The organism is Janthinobacterium sp. PSPC1-1, assembly GCF_049897625.1.
Taxonomy (GTDB): Bacteria; Pseudomonadota; Gammaproteobacteria; order Burkholderiales; family Burkholderiaceae_D; genus Janthinobacterium; species Janthinobacterium tructae.
This window is the reverse complement of the sequence record NZ_JAFCWP010000007.1, coordinates 25,065-42,175: the sequence shown is the minus strand read 5'-3', so window position 1 is coordinate 42,175 and position 17,111 is coordinate 25,065. Positions and strand designations below refer to the sequence as shown.

Here is a 17,111-nt window from a genome sequence, read left to right as displayed (position 1 = left end):
GTGAACCAAGCTTCAGCTATCGACGTTAAACAATTGGGCAAGGTCGGCGTCCTGTTCGGCGGCAGCTCGGCCGAGCGCGAAGTGTCGCTGATGTCCGGCACGGGCGTGCTGGCCGCTCTGAAAAGCCGTGGCGTGGACGCGCATGCGTTCGACACGGGCGAACGCAGCCTGGCCGAACTGGCCGCCGAGCAGTTTGACCGCGTCTTCATCGCGCTGCACGGCCGCTTCGGCGAAGACGGCAGCCTGCAGGGCGCGCTGGAGCAGCTGGGCATTCCCTACACGGGTAGCGGCGTGATGGCGTGCGCGGTGGGCATGGACAAGGTCTATACCAAGATGATCTGGCTGATGCACCAGTTGCCGACGCCACAGTACGCGGTGCTCAATGACAGCTCCGACCTGGCCAAGGTGGCAGCTGAACTGGGCTTGCCGCTGATCGTCAAGCCGCCGCATGAGGGTTCGAGCATCGGCATCACCACCGTCAACGAAGCATCGGCCTTCCAGGCGGCCTACGATATCGCCGCCGGCCTCGATGATTCGGTGCTGGCCGAGGAATTCATCAAGGGCCGCGAATTCACCGTGGCGATTTTGGGTCAGGGCGCCACGGCGCGCGCGCTGCCGCCGATTGAAATCGTCGCGCCGCAAGGCAATTACGATTACCAGAACAAGTACTTCACGGACGACACGCAGTATTTTTGTCCGCCGCAGCTGGACCAGGCAATCGTGGCGGAAATGGAGCGCATCGCCGTGGCTGCCTACCGTGCCCTCGGCTGCGAAGGCTGGGGACGTGTGGACGTGCTGATGCGCGCGGCCGACAGCAAGCTGTTCCTGCTGGAAGTCAATACCTCGCCCGGCATGACGGGTCACTCGCTGGTGCCGATGGCGGCGCGCGCGGTGGGCATCAGCTATGAAGACCTGTGTCTGGAAATCGTCGCCGGCGCGCGTCTGAAAATGCACAAGGGACAGCACTGATATGTGGCATGACGCTAAAAGCCTCAATACGACTGCCAACGGCTTGCTGGCCGCGGTTCTGGTCGTGTGCGTGGCCGCCGGCGTCTGGTGGGTGTCGCAGCGTCCCATGTTCGACCTGCGCACCATCAAGGTGGAAAGCGCGGACGACAAGGGCTTGCGCCACGTGAATTACCTGACCCTGCGCAGCGGCACTTTGGGCCGCATCAAGGGCAATTTTTTCACGACCAATCTGGAAAGCGTGCGCGGCGTGTTCGAATCGGTGCCCTGGGTGCGCCGCGCCAGCGTGCGGCGCGAGTGGCCGAACCAGCTGATCGTGGCGCTGGAAGAACACGAAGCGCTGGGCACCTGGGGCGAGGACGGGCGTTTGCTGTCGGTCAAGGGCGACGTGTTTACGGCCAATGTGGCCGAAGCCGAAGATGACCATGAGTTGCCTGCCTTCGCCGGCCCCGATGGCAGCGAGAAGGAAGTGCTGGCCACCTATGTGCAGCTGGCAAAGTGGTTTTCACCTTTGAAGATGGTGCCCGAATCGCTGTCGCTGTCGAGCCGCTATGCGTGGACCGTGAAACTGGATAACGGCATGAGCGTGGCGCTGGGGCGCGAGCAGAATCATACGACCCTGAAGGCGCGGGTCGACCGGCTGGTGGGTATCTACCCGCAGCTGGCGAGCCGTCTGGAGAATATCGACACGATCGATATGCGCTACCAGAATGGCCTGGCGCTCAGTTCAGCCGGCCTGGTGATACCGGCCGAAGGCAAGGACGGCAAGCCGGCAGCGCCGATCAAGAAGAAAAATGGCAGTCCGATTAAAAAAACGACTTAACTTAATAATCAATTTAGCAATAGCCCAAAAAATTAGGCGACAGAAATGACAAAAGACGCGAAAAACCTGATCGTCGGCCTCGACATCGGCACCTCGAAAGTGGTGGCGGTGGTAGCCGAAGTGATGTCCGATGGACGCCACGAAGTGATCGGGCTGGGCCAGCACGAATCGAAGGGCCTGAAAAAGGGCGTGGTGGTCAATATCGAGGCCACGGTGGAATCCATCCAGCGCGCGCTGGAAGAGGCCGAGCTGATGGCTGACTGCAAGATCCGCAATGTGTACGCGGGCATTGCGGGCAGCCATATCCGCAGCTTCAATTCCAGCGGCATGGTGGCCATCAAGGACAAGGAAGTGACGGCGACCGACGTGGCGCGCGTCATCGAGACGGCAAAAGCGGTTAACATTCCGACCGATCAGCAATTGCTGCACACGGTGCCGCAAGAGTTCATCGTCGACAGCCAGGAAGATGTGCGCGAGCCTATCGGCATGAGCGGCATCCGCCTGGAGGTGAAGGTGCATATCGTCACCGGTGCCGTGTCGGCAGTGCAGAACATCGTCAAGTGCGTGCGCCGCTGCGGCCTGGAAGTGTCGGACCTGATCCTGCAGCCGATGGCGTCTGCCGATGCGGTGCTCACGCCCGACGAGAAGGAACTGGGCGTGGTGCTGATCGACATCGGCGGCGGCACGACCGATGTGGCGGTATTCTCCGATGGCGCGATCCGCCATACGGCAGTCATTCCCATCGCCGGCGACCAGATCACCAACGACATCGCCATGGCCTTGCGTACCCCGACCGCGGAAGCGGAAGAGATCAAGATCCGCTATGGCGTGGCCAAGCAGGTCCTGGCCGACCCTGGCGAATCGCTGGAGGTGCCAGGCCTGGGTGACCGCGGCCCGCGCAACCTGTCGCGCCAGGCGCTGGCGGCAGTGATCGAGCCGCGCGTCGAGGAGCTGTTCGCGATGGTGCACCAGGTGGTGCGCGAATCCGGTTACGAAGGCGTGCTGTCGTCGGGCATCGTGCTCACGGGCGGCACCTCCATCATGCCCGGCATGGTGGAAATGGCAGAAGACATTTTCCTGAAACCGGCGCGCCTGGGCACGCCCGAGTATCGGGGCCAGCTGGCCGACGTGGTGCGCAGTCCGCGCTATGCCACGGTATTGGGCCTGCTGCTGGAAGCGAAGAAGCAATACCTGCGCGGCCACATTGTGACGCGTCAGGACGGCTCGGTGAAGGCAGTCTGGCAGCGCATGAAGGAATGGTTTTTAGGTAATTTTTAAGGGCGTACTTCAAGCCCGGCAGCACAGGTTTTTTGGCAGCATCGCAGGTACACACACATAACTTTATTTTATATTTAACCGCAGTTTTCAATCTCCAGTTCTCCTACCAATATGAGGCCTGGCGCTTGGAAACCGCATCTGATAGGAGCACATCATGGAGTTCGATATGGTCGATAACACAGCTATAGGTACCGTCATCAAGGTCGTCGGCGTCGGCGGTGCGGGTGGCAATGCAGTCCAACACATGATCAACAAAGGCATGTCGGGTGTGGAGTTCATTGCCGCCAACACCGACGCACAGGCCCTGTCGACATCGAAGGCGCACAACATCATCCAGATCGGCGATACCGGTCTGGGCGCCGGCATGAAGCCTGCCGTCGGTCGCCAGCTGGCCGAGGAATCGCGTGCGCGCATCGCCGACGCGCTGCGCGGCGCGCACATGGTCTTCATCGCTGCCGGCATGGGCGGCGGCACGGGTACGGGCGCCGCTCCTATCGTGGCCGAAGTGGCCAAGGAAATGGGCGCGCTGACGGTCGCCGTGGTCTCGAAGCCCTTCTCGTACGAAGGCCAGAAGTGCATGGACATCGCCGACGAAGGCCTGGAGCAGCTGTCGCTGCACGTCGATTCGCTGATCATCATCCTGAATGAAAAACTGGAAGAGATCTACGAAGACGAAAGCATGCTGGAATGGATGCAGCATGCCGATGATGTGCTCAACAACGCGGTGGCGGGTATTGCCGAGATCATCAACGTGCCGGGCCATATCAACGTCGACTTCAACGACGTGAAAACCATTATGGGCGAGCAGGGCAAGGCCATGATGGGTACGGCGACGGCTTCCGGCGTCGACCGCGCGCGCATCGCCGCCGAACAGGCTGTCGCTTCGCCGCTGTTGGATGGCATCGACCTGTCCGGCGCGCGCGGCGTGCTGGTCAACGTCACGGCCAGCCGTGGCCTGAAAGGTAAAGAGATCAAGGAAGTCATGGCTGCCGTGCGCGCGTTTGCCGCGCCGGACGCCTCGATCGCGCAAGGTATCGCCTACGACGACGCCATGGGCGACGACATCCGCGTTACCGTGGTGGCCACGGGCCTGGGCCGTGCGAAGAAAAACATCCAGCTGGTACCGCAGCAAGTGCTGCGTACCGGCACCCACAACAGCCCGCTGACCCCGTCGGCGGCGATGGGCGGCGCGCAGGCAGCGACGACCAGCGTGGGCGTGGCCACGCCGGCTGCCGGTTTCGACGGCATGAAGGCGCCGGCAGTATGGCGCCGCGAATCGGCTTCCGAGCAAGTGCGCGCGATGGAAAAGAATGGCATGGAAACCTATGACATTCCCGCCTTCCTGCGCAAACAAGCCGATTAAGGTGGTTTGATGCAAGCAAGCATGACGGCGGCCTGAGGGCCGCCGTTTTTTTTGCCGTTTTTTGACTTTTGCCTTTGCCTTTCCGGCCACTTTCTGCACAAATACGGCAAGTCAGGCATACTATCGCGCAGTGTCGGCATCATGCCGGCAGCATCCTCAACCGACAGTACACAAGGAGTCAACATGACCATCAAGATCGGCGACACCCTGCCAGAAGGCACCCTGGCCGAATTCATCGAAAGCGAAACCGAAGGTTGCGCACTGGGCCCGAACACGTTCAACGTGCAAGACCTGGTCAAGGGCAAGAAGATCGCCATCTTCGGCTTGCCAGGCGCCTACACCCCGACCTGCTCCGCACAACACGTGCCAGGCTACGTGCAGCACGCTGCCGACCTGAAAGCCAAAGGCGTCGATGAAATCTGGTGCATCTCCGTCAACGACGCGTTCGTGATGGGTGCCTGGGGCCGCGACCAGAAAGCCACCGGCGTGGTACGCATGATGGCTGACGGCAATGCCGCCTACAGCAAGGCCCTGGGCCTGGACGCCGATTTTTCCAAGCACGGCATGGGCACGCGCTCGCAGCGCTACTCGATGCTGGTCGACAATGGCGTCGTGACGCAATTGAACGTCGAGCAGGGCGGCAAGTTTGAAGTGTCGAATGCGGAAACCTTGCTGGGCCAGCTGGCCTAAGCAGAGTGTGGCTTGGGTGGGCCTGTGCAGGTCGGCGTAGGTCGGCGTAGGTCGGCTTAGCGCAGCGTAAGCCGACGAGCGGAATTGGCATCACGTTTGCTCTGGCATTGTTGGATTACGCGCTGCGCGCTAATCCAACCTACGCAATAAAAAACGGCGCCATCGGCGCCGTTTTTTTATTGCACCGACGGTTTCGTCGCCTCGAACATGGCCGCATCGATGCTGAACGAATAATCGTCCTGCAGCGCGAAATACTTGCGTGCTTCTTCGGGTGCGCCATCGAACAGGTTGCGGATGGCCGAGACTCTTTCGGCGGGCGTGCGCATGCGCGCCACCCACTCGTCGAACTGCATCGTCAGCTTCCACACGCTGCGCAAGCTGTGCGTGAATCCCGCGTTATCGAATTTGGCGCCCCATTCGCAGGTGCGGTAATCGCGCACGTGCGACGCGTCGCGCAGCATTTCCACCGCTTGCAGAGTGCTGTCGTACAGGGCCGTTTTCGGCGCGACAATATCGACCACCAATAAAGTGCCATTTGGGCGCAGCACACGCCAGGCTTCCGCCAGGGCAGCGGCGACGTCGTTCCAGTGGTGCGCGGAAAAGCGCGTGACGACCATGTCGAAGCTGGCGTCGGCAAACGGCAAACGGGCCACATCGCCCTGTTGCGTGCGGATGTTGTGCAAGCCGCGCTGCACCCTGGCGCAGTCGACCACGTCGAGCATGGGCTGCGCCAGGTCGTAGGCGACGACCGATTGCGCCACGGGGGCGACGGCGAAGCTGGCGTGGCCGGCGCCGCAGCCCAGGTCCAGGACATGAGGTTTTCCCTGCTTGCCATGGCGGCGCGCGCATTCCTGCATCAGCACCAGGTCGGCGCCTTGCGCGTGTACCGCGCTGCTGAGGTAGGCATTCGCCGTCTTGCCAAACTGTTCGGTAACGACATCGTGCTGCTGCATGGTTTTCTCCTGTTGATGGGTGAGTTCCTGCAGAATAGGGATAAAATTATCCTGTAACAAGACCATAACTTATACTGGTATATCTACTACCATGCATCCCCGCCATGTCGAGCAAACTCGCTGAATTCATCCGCGCCCGGCGCGAAGCCGTCACCCCCGCCATGGCTGGCTTGCCTGGAGGTGGGCGCCGCCGCACGCCAGGCTTGCGGCGCGAAGAGCTGGCGCAGCTGTGCGATGTCAGTCCCACCTGGCTGACGTGGCTGGAGCAGGGGCGGCCCGTGTCGGCGTCGGCCAAGATGCTGGCCCGCCTGGCGCAGGTGCTGCAGCTGAGCGCGGCCGAGCGCGCCTATCTGTTCGAGGTGGCCGACAAGCATGATCCCAGTCATGGCACAGGCGAGGGCGGAGGGCCGGCCGCCGCCGAGCTGGCCGCCATCGTCGCCGCCATCGACGCGCCTGCATATATCCTCGACCGCGAATGGAATGCCGTGGCGTGGAACGGGGCGGCGTCCGCGTTGTTTGCCGGCTGGCTGCATGACGCCGGGGACACACCGAACCAGCTGCGCTTCATGTTCCTGGAGGCGGGGGCGCGCGAGCTGGTCGTCGGCTGGCCCGAACGGGCGCAGCGCCTGGTGGCGGAATTCCGCGCCGATATCGGCCGCCAGGCGGACCAGGCGCCGCTGGCCGGCCTGATCGCGGAACTGGCCGGCGCCAGCCTTGAATTTCGCCAGTGGTGGGGCGCGCAACAGGTGCAGGGCCGCGATGGGGGATTGCGCCGCTTCCAGCATGCGCAGCAGGGGCTGCTGGAGTTCAATCAGGTGACCTTGCACCTGGCGCGCCAGCACGACTTGAAACTGGTGATGCTGTTGCCGGTGTCATAAGGTAAACGGCCGCGCTTGCTATAATCGGGCCGACGGTATGGCCTTGCCAACCGGTCCTGGCTCCGGCCGTCGCCATGATGACGGTCCCGCTCTTTTGCCCGGAGTCTGTCCTGCTACCCCGCAACCAAAACCTGCGCAGCATCTATGTGATGCTGATCGCCGTCGCCATGTTTTCCCTGATGGACACGGCCATGAAGCTGCTGTCCGCCCATTATCCGGCCATGCAGGTGACGGCCTTGCGCGCCCTGTCGTCCTTGCCGCTCGTGTGTCTGTACCTGCTGTACCGCGGCGCTTTCAAGAATGTGCTGAAGGTGCGCTGGCCGCTGCACTTGCTGCGCGGCGCGCTGGGCGTGCTGATGATCACCTTGTTCGCCTACGGCTTGAAGCGCATGTCGCTGGCCGAGACGTATGCGCTGTTCTTCGTCGCCCCCTTGCTGATCACGGTCCTGTCGGTGTTTATCCTCAAGGAAAAAGTCGACTTTGCGCGCTGGTGCGCCGTCGCCGTGGGGCTGCTGGGCGTGCTGGTGGCGCTGCGCCCGGACGGCTCGGGATTTTTCTCGCTGGCCGGCCTGGCCGTGCTGGGCTCGGCCGCCTGCTACGCCATTTCGGCCGTCACGGGACGCATCCTGAGCCGCACGGACGCCAGCGAAAGCATGGTCTTCTGGCTGATGGTGATGATGGCCATCGGCGGCGTGGCCCTGTCGGCGCATGAGTGGGTGAGCATCCGCCGCGAAGACTGGTGGCTGCTGGCGGGCCTGTCCGTCAGCGGCTTCCTGGGGCAGCTGGCCATCACGGAGGCATTCCGCTTTGGCAAGGCGTCCAGCGTGGCGCCGTTCGAATACTCGGCCCTGGCCTGGGGCATGGCCCTGGACTGGCTGCTGTGGCGCGCCTTGCCCGACGAATACACCCTGATCGGCGCGGCCATCATCATCGGCAGCGGGATTTACCTGGTGCGCCGCGAAGCCGTGCACGCCGAGAGCGAGCATCCTTAATGAGTGGTTGTGGTATTTCTGGCGTCAGCCATGCCGCACCGCAACGAAAATCCGGCAAATAGATATAATCGACAGATGTTAAAACAACGCACTATCAAACAACAGGTCCGCACCATCGGTGTCGGTTTGCACTCTGGCACCAAGGTCGAGCTGACCTTGCGTCCCGCCGCGATCGACACGGGCATCGTGTTTCGCCGCATCGACCTCGATCCCATCGTCGAGTTTCCCGCCAGCGCCATGGCCGTGGGCGATACACGCATGGCTTCCGTGCTGATCAAGGATGGCGCCAGGGTTTCTACCGTGGAACATCTGATGTCGGCCGCGGCCGGCCTGGGCGTCGATAATATGTATATCGACGTGAATGCGGAAGAAATTCCCATCATGGACGGTTCCGCCTCGTCCTTCGTCTACCTGCTGCAGCAGGCTGGCGTGGAAGAGCAGCAGGCGCCGAAGAAATTCATCAAGGTCATCAAACCGGTGGAAGTACGTCACGGCAAGGGTGACGCGGAGAAATGGGCGCGCTTGTCGCCGTACGACGGCTTCAAGCTCGATTTCTTCATCGAATTCAATCATCCGGCCGTCGATGGCACGATGCAGCGCGCCTCCGTCGACTTCGGCGACGTGTCGTATGTGCATGACGTGGCGCGCGCGCGCACCTTTGGTTTCATGCAGGACGTGGAAAGCTTGCGCGGCATGGGCCTGGCGCGTGGCGGTTCGCTGGAAAACGCCATCGTCATGGATGAATACCGCATCCTCAACGCCGATGGCTTGCGCTATGAAGACGAGTTCGTGCGCCACAAGATCCTCGACGCCATCGGCGACCTGTACCTGGTGGGCCACCCCTTGCTGGCGTATTACACGGCGCACAAGTCCGGCCACGCACTGAACAACCAGCTGCTGCTGGCGCTGCTGGAACAGCCGGAAGCGTATGAAATCGTCTCGTTCGATACCAACGAGGCGGCGCCGCAATCCTACTTACGCCAGATGGAGCGTGAGTGGTCGTTGACGTAGGTCGGATTAGGCCGTAGGCCGCAGGCCGTAATCCGACAACCCCGCAGGCGCCAACAATGTTGTCGGATTACGGCCCGAAGGGCCTAATCCGACCTACGTGCTGCCGCCTGGCGTTGCTAATCTTTAGGTTCGCGGTGGTGGCGCAGCATATTGCGCAGCGCCGCGATCAATTGCTCGTTCTGCTTCGACGCGGGCAGGGCCGTGCTCAGCTCTTCCAGGGCCGTCATGGCCTTTTCCGGCAAGACCAGCGCCCGCGTATGCACGATGGGCGCGATGCTCCTGATGACCTGCACTTTCAGCTTGATGCCTGAAATCTGCCAGCCCTTTCTTTCCAGTTCCCCTTGCAGTTTCGGCAATTGCTGCTTGAGCTTGGCCGCCAGCGCCGCGTTCGGCGTGGCCAGCACCAGCTGGCCGCCCTCGAATTGCAGGATGTCGCAATGCTCGAACATCGCCGGCAAGGCCCTGGCGCAATCTTTTTGCAGGGCGGCCAGGCGCGTGACGGTGGGCATCAGGGAGGCCATCGTCGCATTGCCGCGCAGAAAGTCGGTCGCGCCCGTGACGGCCGGGCCTGAACGGGCAAAGCCGTAGCCGCGGCGCGGTGCCGGAGAGTAAGTGGGAGTTCGCATGGCCGAAACATAGCACACTCGCCCGCGCATGACGAGTGCGGCGGCGGGTGCGGCGCAGGCTGGCCGGCCGTATTGCCTTACAGTATGGAAAATGTCCGCAATTTCTGCCATTTGTTTGTCATTAAGCTATTGTTATATGGTGCATTAGCCCAACCTTGGCGGGAACGCATGATAAAATCATCGTCTTTTGCCATAGTCGAACTCCGTGCGGTCACGCGATTGTTACCTCGTTGTCACCTACCGAGCTTTTTTTAACGGCGTTTTTTCAAGAATTCAAGCATGTCATTACTGACCCAGATTTTCGGTAGCCGCAACCAGCGGCTGCTCAAGCAATACCAAAAAACGGTACGCGAGATCAATGCGCTCGAGCCGGCAATCGAAAAGCTGTCGGATGCCGAGCTGCAAGCGAAGACGCCTGCCTTCAAGGAACGCATCGCCGCTGGCGAAGCGCTCGATGCCTTGTTGCCGGAAGCATTTGCCGTCTGCCGCGAGGCCAGCAAGCGCGTCCTGCGCATGCGCCACTTCGATGTGCAGATGATCGGCGGCATGGTCTTGCATTTCGGTAAGATCGCGGAGATGGGCACGGGCGAGGGCAAGACCCTGATGGCCACCTTGCCAGCGTACCTGAATGCCTTGTCGGGCAAGGGCGTACATATCGTCACCGTCAATGATTACCTGGCGCAGCGCGATGCCGAGACCATGGGCCGCCTGTATGCGTGGCTGGGTCTGTCGACGGGCGTGAACATGTCGCAGATGGAGCACAGTGCCAAGCAGCAGGCGTACAACTCCGACATCACGTATGGCACGAATAATGAATTCGGTTTCGACTTCTTGCGCGACAACATGGTCTACGAAGCGCGCGAGCGCGTGCAGCGCAGCCTGAACTTCGGCATCGTCGATGAAGTCGACTCGATCCTGATCGATGAAGCGCGTACGCCGTTGATCATTTCGGGCCAGGCCGAGAACCACACGGACCTGTATTACAAGATCAATGAAGTGCCTGCGCTGCTGACTTTGCAGATCGGCGAAGAAACGCCGGACGGCAAGGGCAAGGTTGACGTGCCGGGCGACTATACCAAGGATGAAAAGGCGCACCAGGTGCTGCTGACGGAAGCGGGCCATGAAAAGGCCGAGCGCATCCTGATGGAAATGGGCCTGCTGCCGGAAGGCGCTTCGCTGTACGATTCGGCCAACATCACCCTCGTGCATCACCTGTATGCGGCCCTGCGCGCGCACGCGCTGTACTTCAAGGATCAGCACTACGTGGTACAGAACAGTGAAGTCGTCATCGTCGATGAATTCACGGGCCGTCTGATGACGGGCCGCCGCTGGTCCGATGGCTTGCACCAGGCCGTCGAAGCGAAAGAAGGCGTCAAGATCCAGAACGAGAACCAGACCCTGGCCTCGATCACCTTCCAGAACTACTTCCGCATGTACGCCAAGCTGGCCGGCATGACGGGTACGGCCGATACCGAAGCATACGAGTTCCAGGAAATCTACGGCCTGGAAACGGTCGTGATCCCGCAAAACCGTCCGCTGCAGCGCAAGGACCGCCAGGATCAGGTCTACAAATCGTCGGCGGAAAAATACAACGCGATGTTGAACGACATCCGCGACTGCTATGAGCGCGGCCAGCCCGTGCTGGTCGGTACGACCTCGATTGAAAACTCGGAATTGCTGTCGGGCATCCTGACCAAGGCCGACTTGCCGCACAACGTGCTGAACGCGAAGCAGCATGCCCGCGAAGCGGAAATCATCGCCCAGGCAGGCCGTCCGAAAGCCATCACCATCGCCACCAACATGGCCGGTCGCGGTACGGACATCGTCTTGGGCGGCAACGTCGAGAATCAGATCAAGTTCATCGAAGCCAATCCTGAACTGAGCGATGCCGACAAGGCTGCCCAGTCGCAGACCTTGCGCGATGAATGGCAATCCTTGCATGACCATGTGGTCAATGCGGGCGGTTTGCACATCATCGGCACCGAACGCCACGAATCGCGTCGCGTCGACAATCAGCTGCGTGGCCGTGCCGGCCGCCAGGGCGATCCGGGTTCGTCGCGCTTCTACCTGTCGCTCGACGATGCGCTGCTGCGCATCTTCGCCGGCGACCGCGTGCGCGCCGTGATGGATCGTCTGAAAATGCCGGAAGGCGAACCGATCGAGGCGGGCATCGTCTCGCGTTCGATCGAGTCGGCCCAGCGCAAGGTCGAAGCGCGTAACTTCGACATCCGCAAGCAATTGCTGGAATACGATGACGTCGCCAACGACCAGCGCAAGGTGATTTATCAGCAGCGTAACGAATTGCTGGAAACGACCGACATTTCGGACATGATCGGCTCGCTGCGCCATGGCGTGTTCACCGACCTGGTACACGAGTATGTGCCGCACGAATCGGTGGAAGAGCAGTGGGATATCAAGGGCCTGGAAAATACCCTGTCCAGCGAATGGCAGCTCGACTTGCCGTTGCAGCAAATGCTGGAAGCCGATTCGACCCTGACGGACGAAGAGATCCTGGAAAAAGTGCTGGTCGCGGCCGATGCCGTGTACCAGTCGAAGATCGATATCGTCGGCAAGGAATCGTTTGGCGGCTTCGAGCGCAATGTCATGCTGCAAAGCGTCGACAGCCACTGGCGTGAACACCTGGCGGCACTCGATCACCTGCGCCAGGGTATTCACCTGCGCGGTTATGCGCAGAAGAACCCGAAACAGGAATACAAGCGCGAAGCGTTTGAACTGTTTGGCCAGATGCTCGACATGATCAAGAACGACGTCACGAAACACGTGATGACGGTGCGTATCCAGTCGCGCGAAGAAGTCGATGCGGCCGAACAGGCGATGCAGCAGTCGCACGTGGAAAACGTGCACTACCAGCACGCCGAGTTCGATCCGAACGCGGCGCCGGAAGAACTGCTGGCACCTGCGGCAGGCGGCAACATGGACAACGTCGACGACATGAGTGTGAGCATGGGCGTCAAAGTGGGCCGCAACGACCCATGCCCTTGCGGCAGCGGCAAGAAGTACAAAGCCTGTCATGGAAAATTGGCGTAAAGCCGGTTTGACAGCTTGAACAAGAACGGAGACTGCGGTCTCCGTTTTTTTATGTCCGCGATGGCATGAGCTGCGTGTTCATGTGTTCAGGGAAAAGCCCAGTATTGCGGCGCCTGCGACGGAATGCCTTTCAAGCCGCCACGGTTCCTTGCCCGTTGCCCCGTCTTGATCATGGTGGCGATATCGGTCAGCAAGACGCGGTTGCTGGCGAAGTAATCGTGTCCCATGAAGTTCATGATGACGGTCGAGGCATCGACGAGTTCCATGCCGGGGATGCCGACGACGGGGCCGCGGATGTCGCCTATCCTGTCCCAGTCGGCAAAGGTGTAGGAAGCGCGCATGGCCTTGTCGTTCGCGGACGCGTACAGGGTGGTGGGGAGCTTGAGGCTGGCAAAACGGGGGGCGATCTGGTCGCGGAAGACATCGGCATTGATGTCCGGCGCCGCCAGCACCACCTGCTTGAACAGGGGCAGCAGGTCGGGGCGTTTTTCCAGCAGGTTGGCCAGGGCCACGGTCATCGGGCGGTTGCCCATGCTGTGGGCGATCAGGTAGATATCCGTGGCGGAAGAATGTTCCGCGAAGTCGGCCAGGAAGGCCTGCAGGTGCGCCTGCGTCCATTCGGCCGAATTCTGGTCGTATTCATAGCCAGCCAAGGTGCCTTTCGACGGCCAGCTGTAGAACACGGGCAGGGCGCCGATATCGAGGTCGACCGCCATCTGCGCCGTGCGCCGGGCGGCGTCGTCAAAGGAGTTGCTGTAGCCATGGATGTAGATGAAGGCGGCGTGCCGTTCCGGGGCAGCCTGTATCCTGGCCTTGACTGTAGCGAGAAAATCCGTGCGCGACAGGCGCGTGGCTTCCTTGATCAGTACATATTTTTGTGCATTATCGCTGGAAAGGATGGCGTACCAGGGCGGCAACGGCAGTTCGCCCGGCGCTCTTTTTTCAGGGATGCTCACCACGACGCTGCCATAGCTGAGGTAGGGCGCCGCGCGGTTGGGTTGCCAGCCATAATTATGGCTGCGGGCCTGGTATTGCCTGTCGGTGGCGTAATACACGGTGACGTGCATGGCGCCGGCTGGCGCAGTCTCGTTGCCGGACGCCAGCGTGCCGCCACTGCCTGTGCTGCCGACCAGATTGCCGAGGTTGCCCAGCAAGCCACCCATGCCCGACCATGCGCTGCCCGACGGCCTGATCGTCGATGGCTGCGCTACCTCGGCAGGCGGCGCTTCAGATGCCAGTTCGGCAGAGTCGCCGTCCAGACGGTACGCCACGCCATCCTGCACCGTACAGGCCGTCAACCAGGCCAGCAGGCAAAACAGGCATAACAGACGCAACAGGCATGACAGACCCGTATCGCTGTGCTGCATTCGGTTTGACTGAGCATGCGCCATGACATCCTCTCTGGCCGGTGCGATGGCATGACTCACCATCGTCCATTCCCCTACCTTAGCGCCGCCAGGTGGCATGGTTCTGATAAATCGCAAACCTGGCCACGCTGCCGACCCGCTGCGGCGCAGCCGGGGCCGTTGCGACTATTCATTTGCCGTATGTTCAACGGCGCCGCGAAGGCGCTACAATAGCGCTTCCCTTTTCCCTCGCAGAAGAAATCACCATGGCCGTCAATTCTCCCAAGCCCGTCGCCGCCGACTTGAAAGCCGTCGCCGGCATTGAAATCGGTGTTGCCGAAGCCGGCATCAAGAAACCCAACCGCAAGGATTTGCTGGTATTGAAACTGGCGCCGACGGCCACCGTGGCTGGCGTGTTCACCCTGAACCGCTTCTGCGCCGCGCCCGTGCAAATTGCGAAAGCCAACCTGGCGGCCGTGACGGCCGGCGCCGCGCCGATCCGCGCGCTGCTGGTCAATACAGGCAACGCGAATGCGGGCACGGGCGAATCGGGCCTGGCCGATGCGCAGGCCAGCTGCGCCGCGCTGGCCGACCTGCTGGGCTGCACGCCGCAACAAATCCTGCCGTTTTCTACCGGCGTGATCCTCGAACCGCTGCCCGTGCAGCGCCTGGTGGCCGGCTTGCCGCAAGCCGTATCGGCATTGACATCGGATAACTGGTTCTCGGCCGCCGAAGCCATCATGACCACCGACACGCAGCCGAAAGCCGGCTCGCGCACGCTCACCATCGGTGGCCACACGGTGACCCTGACGGGCATCAGCAAGGGCGCCGGCATGATCAAGCCGAACATGGCCACCATGCTGGGTTTCCTTGCGTTTGACGCCACCGTGGCGCAGCCGGTGCTGGACCAGCTGGTGAAGCAGGCGGCCGACAAATCGTTCAACTGCATCACCATCGACGGCGACACGTCCACCAATGACTCGTTCATGCTGGTGGCCACGGGCGCGGGAAGCCTGGTCATCGATTCCATCGACTCGCCGCACTATGCGGAACTGGCTGCCGCCGTGACCGAATTGTCGACCTTCCTGGCACAAGCCATCGTGCGCGACGGCGAAGGCGCGACCAAGTTCATGACCGTGACCGTGGAAGATGGCCGCAACGTGGAAGAGTGCCGCAAGATCGCCTATTCCATCGCCCATTCACCGCTGGTGAAAACGGCCTTCTTCGCCTCCGATCCGAACCTGGGCCGCATCCTGGCCGCCATCGGCTACGCGGGCGTGGACGACCTGGACGTGGGTCAATTGAATTTGTACCTGGACGACGTGTGGGTCGCCAAGAATGGTGGCCGCAACCCGGACTACCAGGAACAGGATGGCCAGCGCGTGATGCAGCAAAGCGAAATCACCATCCGCGTGAAACTGGCGCGCGGCGATGCCACGGCCACCCTGTGGACGTGCGACCTGTCGCATGACTACGTGTCGATCAACGCCGACTACCGCTCATGACCGGTCTCGATCAATTCCTGCTGCGCGCGGAAAGCTTGCTGGCGCGCGTGGAGGCGATCCTGCCGCAGGCGACGCCAGCGCCGGACTGGACCAGCTTTGCCTTCCGCTGGCGCCGGCGCCAGGGCGCCGCCAGCCATTTGCAGGCGGTGGCCCACGTGTCGAACATCGCGTTGGACGACTTGCACAATATCGGCACGCAAAAAGCGCAAATTGAACAGAACACGCGCCAGTTCGTCGGTGGCCGTCCGGCCAACAACGTGCTGCTGACGGGTGCGCGCGGCACGGGCAAGTCTTCTCTGATCAAGGCATGCCTGAACCAGTTTGCCGGCCAGGGCCTGCGCCTGATCGAAGTCGACAAGGCGGATCTTGCCGACCTGCCCGACATCGTCGACCTGGTGGCGGCGCGCCCCGAGCGCTTCATCATCTTTTGCGACGACCTGTCGTTCGAAGAGGGCGAGAGCGGCTACAAGGCGCTGAAGGTGGCGCTCGATGGCAGCATCGCCGCGCAATCGGACAATGTGCTGATCTATGCCACCTCGAACCGCCGTCATCTGATGCCGGAACGCATGTCGGACAATACCAGCTACAAGACGGACGACGACGGCGATCTGCATCCGGGCGAGACGGTGGAAGAGAAAATCTCGCTGTCCGAGCGCTTCGGCCTGTGGCTGTCGTTCTACCCGTTCAAGCAGGATGATTACCTCGATATCGCGGCCCATTGGCTCGCTTCCTTCGGCTGCACGCCGGAGCAGATCGCGGCAGCGCGCGGCGACGCCCTGCGCTGGGCCTTGCAGCGCGGTTCGCGTTCGGGCCGGGTAGCCTGGCAATTCGCGCGCGATTATGCTGGGAAACTACCTGCGGGAGAGTTGCCGCAATGAGCGATGTGAAAGTGAAACCGGTGGACGTCGCCGTTGGCATCCTGATGAAGCCGAATGGCGACGTGCTGCTGGGCCAGCGCCCGGCCGGCAAGCCGTATGACGGCTATTGGGAGTTTCCTGGCGGCAAAGTCGAACCGGGCGAAGCCATTTTTGATGCCTTGAAACGCGAGTTTGTCGAGGAACTGGGGCTGTATATCGACAGCGCCGAAGCCTGGTGCGGCGTCGAATATGTGTATCCGCACGCCCATGTGCGCCTGCATTTCTATATCAGCCGCGAATGGCGGGGCGAGCCGCAAAGCCTGGAAGGGCAGGCGTTCGCCTGGCAGGGCACGGTCGGCGTGGAACCTTTGCTGCCTGCCACCATTCCCCTGCTGGAATGGCTCGATGAGGTACGCCGGGAATCCCTGGCGTTGGCCTGATGTTCAATCGTGCCAGCGGGCAGCGCCATGCTGCGCGCTGGCGCAAGCTTTCCTGTGACTTTCCTTGTATCGTGCGCGCTTTGCGCTACAGTGCTTGCATCACGCACGGGGGAGTTTCGCATGCCGCTGACACTGACCTTTACCGATACCGATGAATTGCTGATCGCCGCGCTGTACAAGCGTGCCCGCGCGCATGGGCGCAGCATCGAAGAGGAGCACCGCGACATCCTGCGTAGCGCCTTGCGGCCGCTGCCGAAGCGTCCGCTCGAGGATATTTTGCGCAGCATGCCCGAGGTGGGGCTGGACGCGGATTTCGAGCGCCGCTCCTGACCCGC

At 61.7% G+C, this 17,111-nt stretch carries 16 protein-coding genes; 13 read left to right on the top strand and 3 right to left on the bottom strand.

Annotated features, from left to right (window positions below; all coding sequences use genetic code 11):
- The 5 genes from ACP7EG_RS21050 to ACP7EG_RS21030 all read left to right on the top strand — a co-directional run bounded on the left by ACP7EG_RS21050 (position 1) and on the right by ACP7EG_RS21030 (position 5,120).
- Positions 1–969: a D-alanine--D-alanine ligase gene (locus ACP7EG_RS21050; RefSeq protein ID WP_426089162.1), complete on the top strand. Its 969-nt coding sequence runs from the start codon at positions 1–3 to the stop codon at positions 967–969.
- Between the two features lies 1 nt (position 970).
- Positions 971–1,789, top strand: a complete 819-nt coding sequence (locus ACP7EG_RS21045) for a cell division protein FtsQ/DivIB (protein ID WP_426089161.1) — start codon at positions 971–973, stop codon at positions 1,787–1,789.
- A gap of 45 nt (positions 1,790–1,834) precedes the next feature.
- On the top strand, positions 1,835–3,067 hold the full coding sequence (ftsA, locus tag ACP7EG_RS21040) for a cell division protein FtsA (RefSeq protein ID WP_010394955.1): 1,233 nt from the start codon (positions 1,835–1,837) through the stop codon (positions 3,065–3,067).
- A gap of 154 nt (positions 3,068–3,221) precedes the next feature.
- Positions 3,222–4,430 carry a cell division protein FtsZ gene (ftsZ, locus tag ACP7EG_RS21035; RefSeq protein WP_426089160.1) on the top strand — a complete coding sequence of 403 codons (1,209 nt, stop codon included), beginning with the start codon at positions 3,222–3,224 and terminating at the stop codon, positions 4,428–4,430.
- Positions 4,431–4,613: 183 nt separating this feature from the next.
- Complete coding sequence (locus tag ACP7EG_RS21030) at positions 4,614–5,120, top strand: peroxiredoxin (protein ID WP_058050716.1); 507 nt, start codon at positions 4,614–4,616, stop codon at positions 5,118–5,120.
- Positions 5,121–5,296: 176 nt separating this feature from the next.
- Here the strand turns inward: ACP7EG_RS21030 and ACP7EG_RS21025 are convergent, their stop codons facing one another.
- Entirely contained in the window at positions 5,297–6,073 is a 777-nt protein-coding gene (locus ACP7EG_RS21025) for a class I SAM-dependent methyltransferase (protein ID WP_426089159.1), read from the bottom strand.
- Positions 6,074–6,177: 104 nt separating this feature from the next.
- Between ACP7EG_RS21025 and ACP7EG_RS21020 the strand changes: the two genes are divergently transcribed.
- The 3 genes from ACP7EG_RS21020 (at position 6,178) to lpxC (ending at position 8,954) form a co-directional block, all read left to right on the top strand.
- Positions 6,178–6,951 (top strand): helix-turn-helix transcriptional regulator, encoded by a 774-nt coding sequence (locus ACP7EG_RS21020; protein WP_426089158.1) that lies wholly within the window; start codon positions 6,178–6,180, stop codon positions 6,949–6,951.
- Between the two features lie 149 nt (positions 6,952–7,100).
- A complete protein-coding gene (locus tag ACP7EG_RS21015) occupies positions 7,101–7,943 on the top strand; it encodes a DMT family transporter (protein ID WP_426089307.1) in 843 nt (280 codons plus the stop codon).
- 75 nt (positions 7,944–8,018) lie between these two features.
- Positions 8,019–8,954 (top strand): UDP-3-O-acyl-N-acetylglucosamine deacetylase, encoded by a 936-nt coding sequence (gene lpxC / locus ACP7EG_RS21010; protein ID WP_141171802.1) that lies wholly within the window; start codon positions 8,019–8,021, stop codon positions 8,952–8,954.
- 116 nt (positions 8,955–9,070) lie between these two features.
- On the opposite strand, the gene ACP7EG_RS21005 is transcribed toward lpxC, so the two are convergent.
- Complete coding sequence (locus ACP7EG_RS21005; protein ID WP_071079376.1) at positions 9,071–9,580, bottom strand: DciA family protein; 510 nt, start codon at positions 9,578–9,580, stop codon at positions 9,071–9,073.
- Positions 9,581–9,859: 279 nt separating this feature from the next.
- Here ACP7EG_RS21005 and secA point away from each other — a divergent pair, with 279 nt between their 5' ends.
- Entirely contained in the window at positions 9,860–12,628 is a 2,769-nt protein-coding gene (secA, locus tag ACP7EG_RS21000) for a preprotein translocase subunit SecA (protein ID WP_426089157.1), read from the top strand.
- An 86-nt stretch (positions 12,629–12,714) separates the two neighbouring features.
- Here secA and ACP7EG_RS20995 read toward each other — a convergent pair whose 3' ends face one another.
- A complete protein-coding gene (locus ACP7EG_RS20995) occupies positions 12,715–13,995 on the bottom strand; it encodes an alpha/beta hydrolase (protein ID WP_426089156.1) in 1,281 nt (426 codons plus the stop codon).
- Positions 13,996–14,240: 245 nt separating this feature from the next.
- Here ACP7EG_RS20995 and argJ point away from each other — a divergent pair, with 245 nt between their 5' ends.
- The 4 genes from argJ (at position 14,241) to ACP7EG_RS20975 (ending at position 17,106) form a co-directional block, all read left to right on the top strand.
- Positions 14,241–15,479, top strand: a complete 1,239-nt coding sequence (argJ, locus tag ACP7EG_RS20990; RefSeq protein ID WP_426089155.1) for a bifunctional glutamate N-acetyltransferase/amino-acid acetyltransferase ArgJ — start codon at positions 14,241–14,243, stop codon at positions 15,477–15,479.
- Positions 15,476–16,357 (top strand): ATP-binding protein, encoded by an 882-nt coding sequence (locus ACP7EG_RS20985; RefSeq protein ID WP_426089154.1) that lies wholly within the window; start codon positions 15,476–15,478, stop codon positions 16,355–16,357. Before argJ ends, ACP7EG_RS20985 begins: the two co-directional genes overlap by 4 nt.
- A complete protein-coding gene (locus ACP7EG_RS20980) occupies positions 16,354–16,776 on the top strand; it encodes an NUDIX domain-containing protein (RefSeq protein WP_289953172.1) in 423 nt (140 codons plus the stop codon). Before ACP7EG_RS20985 ends, ACP7EG_RS20980 begins: the two co-directional genes overlap by 4 nt.
- A 120-nt stretch (positions 16,777–16,896) precedes the next feature.
- Positions 16,897–17,106, top strand: coding sequence for a FitA-like ribbon-helix-helix domain-containing protein (locus ACP7EG_RS20975; protein WP_426089153.1), 210 nt, complete (start codon positions 16,897–16,899; stop codon positions 17,104–17,106).
- Positions 17,107–17,111: the final 5 nt, after the last annotated feature.